The organism is Synergistaceae bacterium, from assembly GCA_017444345.1.
GTDB lineage: Bacteria > Synergistota > Synergistia > Synergistales > Aminobacteriaceae > JAFUXM01.
In genome coordinates this window covers 1-5,206 of the sequence record JAFSWW010000115.1, presented here as the reverse complement: position 1 = coordinate 5,206, position 5,206 = coordinate 1, and the positions used below count along the sequence as shown (strand labels likewise).

Sequence of the window (5,206 nt, the reverse complement as noted above, 5' to 3'; positions counted from 1 at the left end):
TTGATTCATACACGCTTTATTGCTTCACTCAATCCAGCAAAAAACTCGTCAATCTCGTCATGACTCGTGAAATATCCCGGTGAGACTCTCAATGCTCCCTGCGGAAAAGTGTTTAGAGTCTTATGTGCAATCGGTGCGCAATGAAGTCCGGGGCGGGTCTCGAATCCTAAACGCGATAACTCATCAGCAAGAATCCCATTATCTATATTCTTAACGTTAAAAGCAAAAACTAGGAGTCTATTATTCATGTCAGATTTTCCGGTTAAAAGAATATCATCAAATTTTAGCAATCTCTCAAGAAAATATGCGCCAGTCTCAAGTTCTTTATTTGCTATGTTATTAATTCCCGTCTCATTAAGCCAGTCTAACGCAGCATTTAACCCGGCAATTCCCGGCAAATTCGGAGTCCCTGACTCAAATTTATCGGGCAAATCTTCGGGTTGAATCTCCAAATGCGAATAACTCCCTGTGCCTCCCGTTATAATTAGCTCAACACGCGCCGCAAAATCAGGATTCCAAATTATTCCGCCTGTTCCTTGAGGTCCCATTAAACTTTTATGTCCGGTAAAACATAAAGCAGCTAGATTTAATTCACTTGCATTAATATTAATAATTCCTGCCGTCTGAGCTGAGTCAATTACGAGCGGCAAATTATTTTTACGGCAAATTTCAGCGAGCGAGCTAATATCTTGTAACGTTCCTGATACGTTGCTTGCATGTGAAAAAATTGCGAGATCATATTTATTACTTGCGAGTCTATTAGCTAAATCATCAGGATTCAGACTCCCTGATAAGTCAGCCTGCAAAATGTCAACTTTTACGCCGTGAGATTCTAAATAACGCAAAGGCCTCATTACTGCGTTATGTTCCATTGAAGAAGTTAATACGTTCATTCCCGGTTTTAGAAATCCCCGCAAAACTATATTTATAGCTTCCGTGATATTCGCACAAAAAGTTACTAAAAGGGGATTCAAGTTATCCCAGCCGTTAAAAAATTCAGCGAGTTTGATTCTGCAGTCTAGAATTAAATTCATTGTCGACATGTCGCGGGCTGAAGAAGTACCGCGTGAAGAATTTGCACCGCCCTTAAGCAAAAAATTTCGCATTGAATCCGCGACTCTTTCAGGTTTCGGCCAAGTTGTTGCAGCATTATTTAAATATATTCCCATTAATAGCCCTCCCTTATTGCATAACGAACTAGACTCGCCATGCTCGTGCAGCCCGTTTTTTCCATGATGTGCCGCCTGTGAACGTCCACTGTGTTTTTGCTGATTGATAGGTCGTAAGCGATTTCTTTAGTGTTCCGGCCCTCTGCTAAAAGTTTCAGGACTTCCCGTTCCCTTTCTGATAATAAGCGCGCTGAATTTCTCTCGTCGGCCTTGAGTAAACGCAAATAATCTTCAACTACTACAGCAAGAGACGAACGGGCAATATAATAATTTCCGCCCATTACAGTTATAATTGCCTCGTGTAATTCACTTGAGCTGCATTCTTTCAAGATATAACCCTGAACTCCTGCTCGTAAACTCTCGACTATTAATTCACGGCTGTTATACATTGATAGAACTATAATTTTTATGAGCGGGAATTTTGCGAGAATCTGACGTGCTGCTTTTATCCCGTTAAGTTCGGGCATAGCTATATCCATTAAGATTAATTCAGGCTGTAATTTTTGAGTCTGCTCGATAACTTCAAGACCGTTTTTAGCTTGGCCTGCGAGTTCTATATCCTGATATTTGCGCATTAATTCTGTTAAACCTTCAATAAATAAATTATGATCGTCTGCTAATAAAATCCGTGTCATGCAAAATTTCTCCATTCTTTAATTTCAGCGGGCATGTCATAACGGCCATTAAACCTTTGCCCGGTTCAGATATAATCTTAAAATTTCCTCCGAGTGCTAATAATCTTTCTTGAATACTGAATAATCCAAAACCTTTATTATTATTCACAAGTCCTGTGCCGTTGTCCTCGATTGCGATTGTAATAAATTCGGGCTTGTGATTTATAATAATATTTACCTGTGAAGCCTGTGAATGCTTGACTATGTTAATTAATAACTCTCTTGACATTCTATAAAGAATAACGCTGATAGAGTCATCGGGTATAAATTTTTCTGAGTCGCCCTTAGATATTACCTCCCAGAAAATTCCATGAGGTGCAAGAATATTTTTCGCGAGTTCGTCAAGTGCGGGATTTAGTCCGGCTTCCTTCAAAACAGGGGGGCTTAACTCAAAAATTAGGCTGCGATTCTCTGAAATAATATTTTCAGTGCTGATAATTAAATTTTTTGCGAGCGATTTAATTTGCTTTATGTCATCAAGAGAGTCAATCTCACGCAAATTTTTTAGCTGTAATATTAAATCATAGCCGACTCTGTCATGCAAATATGAGGCAATTTCACGGCGGGTGCTTTCTTCTATGATAGTGAGCTGTGCTGCGAGTTCTCTTAATTGACGCTGACGTTTTCTAATTATATTATCAGAACGCTTTAATTTCGTACGATCAAGGAAAATTACCGCCGCCATTTCTTGAGACATAGGGAATGCAATAGCTTCGAGATAGCTGTTTACGTCAACACTTTCTCCGATACAGTGAACAGTCCTTTTTTTAGCTACACATTCACGAATAATTTTTTGCCAGCGGGGCTCAGCATTTGGCCAGACTTCATTAAAATTTTTGCCTATTACTTCAGAGCGTGATAATTTCATGACTCTTTCATAAGCCGGATTCACGTCTATAAATATAATATTATTAGATTCAAGCTCGACTTTGTGAATCGCTATAGGGTCAAATACTCTGTCAAATAATATCTTGTACGAAAAATTAAGCATTCTAATAAAAAATTTTCCTTGTCATAATAGATTTTTACGGCTGAATCAATTATAATGCATTAATCGCCTGTTTATAGAATCGGAAGTGAGATTTGTCTGGTGATGGGCCCGGGCTTCAAACCCGGTGAGAGGCGGTTTAAGCTGTCTCTGGTGGGTTCGATTCCCACACACTTCCGCCAATTATCGCAAAAAATTATCCTGCCGAGTGATTGAATCATTCAGCAGGTTTTATTTTACGGTCTCACTTTTGCAGCGTCAACTTATAGCCGCCCTCGTCAAGCTCTTCACACTCGACTCTCCAGCCTTTATTCTCTGCAAAACGAGTAACATTATTTCTTGATGTCGCTGTGTCTACTAGAATTTCAACAACGCCCGAATCAAGTCCCGATATTGCTTTGCGAGTCTCTAATACCGGCTGAGGACATGACAAGCCCCGCGCATTGACTTTAATAATTTCGCTCATGAAAGATTACCCCCTATCAACAAAACAAACTCCGACGCATAAACAGAAAATTAGCCCGATTACAGTTACATAAATACCATTAGGGCCGAGTCCTGCACCGCTCGAAGCAGCCGAAAAATTATGAGCAATTGCCGCACCTGTAAGCATTCCGATTATAAATATTCCCGCGTCTGAATCTCCTTCACCGGCCATAATTAATTGACGACCCGGGCAGCCACCTGCGAGAGTAAAAGCAAGCCCCGATAATACCATGCCTAAGAAATTCCATAGTTGATTACTATGTGCGACAGGCTGAGACTCAAATCCCGGCTTGAACGTTCCGAGCGCGTAATTTCCTGCAAATGCTGCGAGGGTAAACGCGATTATTCCCTTAAGCAAATAAGCATCGCCCATCATGAGAAAATCACGAATCGCTCCGACTGTGCAAAATCTGCTTCTTTGTGCGAGCCAGCCGACAAGCAAACCCGCTCCGAGTGCCATTAAGACAGGCGCATGCTGTGAGCCCGGGCCTTTTTCCGAGAAAAATATCGGTGCATTCTCCCCGAATTTAGGCGCAATAAATAATAAAGCAAGTAAGGAAATCGCGATTAACGGCATAATTAAACCTGCTGCTTTAGGATTCGACTCAGCTGCTCCGAGACTGAAGCCACGCCATAAAAATATAATTCCGATTATGACTCCGACAATTAAGCCGCCCACGCCGTATAAAGCGTTCCAATCTCCGCCGGCAACTCTTAAATAAGCACGCCACGGACAACCGAGAAATACAAGCGCGCCGAGCATGGCAAAAACTCCAAGTCCGAATCTCACAACAGGAGAAGATCCGCCTCTAGGTGAATATTCACGAAATAATAAAGCTGATAAGAACGAACCGAGAATAAATCCGGGAATTTCAGGGCGAATATACTGCACGACTCCGGCTCTGTGAAAACCTAAAGCTCCGGCAATATCTCGTGTGAAACATGCAACGCAAAATCCCATGTTGCCGGGATTCCCGAAATGTGCGAGTGCTACTGCGATTAGGCCAATAAAACCGCCTGCGATCCATGGGCCTTGCCTTGACGTTAAAATTTTGTCCATAAAAATTTAAGCCTCCTGATTAATATATAATTTCACCTCCCTGCGATATGATTTCACGCAAAGAGAGATTTTCACGTAATTTATTAAAATATTTCACACTGTGAATAAATTTTTGTCATGTCATATAAAAATTTTGCTCCTGATTTAATATAAAATTTGCATAACATATTTTATTATAATTTATATAATTAGGCTGTAACGAAAAAATTAATCTGTAATAACGCATTTATCACAAAAAATTTGCTGTGAATCTTCTTGCAAATCCTTCATAGCCCATTCTGCCGCGTGAGTCAAAAATGTTAATGCACTCTTCCCGCGCTCAGTCAGCGAATATTCGACTCTGGGTGGGATCTCGTTATATTGCTCTCTGTGAACTAGACCGGATGACTCAAGCTCCCTCAAAGATTGTGCGAGCATTAAATTTGTGATATTTCCGAGCCTGCGCTTTAACACGCTGTAACGTTTGGGCGAGTCATTATCGCTAGAAAGTATGCAAATTATAGGCAATTTCCATTTTCCGCCGAAAGTGTCAGCTAAGTGCTTTAACGGACATATATAATTTTTTTCTAGTTCTGACATGTTAAAATCTCCATTCATTTATTAATTTATAGCGAGTCCCGCCTGTAAAAATTTATATTTTGCGTCATAACTCGTCATTATAATTATTTCGTACATAACGAGTCCCATTCTGAAAATTTTTATTTACTCACGCATTAAATGAGTCCAGCCCATGTTTATATTTTGCGCATATAACGAGTCCCATTTTTGCAAAATTTTACTCACACACGCATTAAACGAGTCGCTCGTTTGAGTTGAGTAGTCCCCACCC

General features: G+C 40.4%; 6 protein-coding genes and 1 tRNA gene. 1 reads left to right on the top strand and 6 read right to left on the bottom strand.

The window, feature by feature from the left end; translation table 11 throughout:
- Nucleotides 1-5 precede the first annotated feature (5 nt).
- From IJS99_09035 to IJS99_09025, 3 genes are read right to left on the bottom strand one after another with little or no spacing between them, the layout of a single operon-like run.
- On the bottom strand, nt 6-1,169 hold the full coding sequence (locus IJS99_09035) for an aminotransferase class V-fold PLP-dependent enzyme (protein MBQ7561955.1): 1,164 nt from the start codon (nt 1,167-1,169) through the stop codon (nt 6-8).
- A complete protein-coding gene (locus IJS99_09030) occupies nt 1,169-1,804 on the bottom strand; it encodes a response regulator transcription factor (GenBank protein ID MBQ7561954.1) in 636 nt (211 codons plus the stop codon). Before IJS99_09030 ends, IJS99_09035 begins: the two co-directional genes overlap by 1 nt.
- Nucleotides 1,773-2,834, bottom strand: coding sequence for a histidine kinase (locus IJS99_09025; GenBank protein ID MBQ7561953.1), 1,062 nt, complete (start codon nt 2,832-2,834; stop codon nt 1,773-1,775). The genes IJS99_09030 and IJS99_09025 overlap by 32 nt, the downstream gene beginning before the upstream one ends.
- 81 nt (nt 2,835-2,915) lie before the next feature.
- Between IJS99_09025 and IJS99_09020 the strand changes: the two genes are divergently transcribed.
- A tRNA-Sec gene (locus IJS99_09020) sits at nt 2,916-3,013 on the top strand.
- Nucleotides 3,014-3,075: 62 nt separating this feature from the next.
- On the opposite strand, the gene IJS99_09015 is transcribed toward IJS99_09020, so the two are convergent.
- From IJS99_09015 to IJS99_09005, 3 genes are all read right to left on the bottom strand, one after another.
- Entirely contained in the window at nt 3,076-3,297 is a 222-nt protein-coding gene (locus tag IJS99_09015; protein MBQ7561952.1) for a sulfurtransferase TusA family protein, read from the bottom strand.
- Nucleotides 3,298-3,303: 6 nt separating this feature from the next.
- Nucleotides 3,304-4,377, bottom strand: a complete 1,074-nt coding sequence (locus IJS99_09010) for a YedE-related selenium metabolism membrane protein (GenBank protein ID MBQ7561951.1) — start codon at nt 4,375-4,377, stop codon at nt 3,304-3,306.
- 207 nt (nt 4,378-4,584) lie between these two features.
- Nucleotides 4,585-4,956: a helix-turn-helix transcriptional regulator gene (locus IJS99_09005; GenBank protein ID MBQ7561950.1), complete on the bottom strand. Its 372-nt coding sequence runs from the start codon at nt 4,954-4,956 to the stop codon at nt 4,585-4,587.
- Nucleotides 4,957-5,206 lie beyond the last annotated feature (250 nt).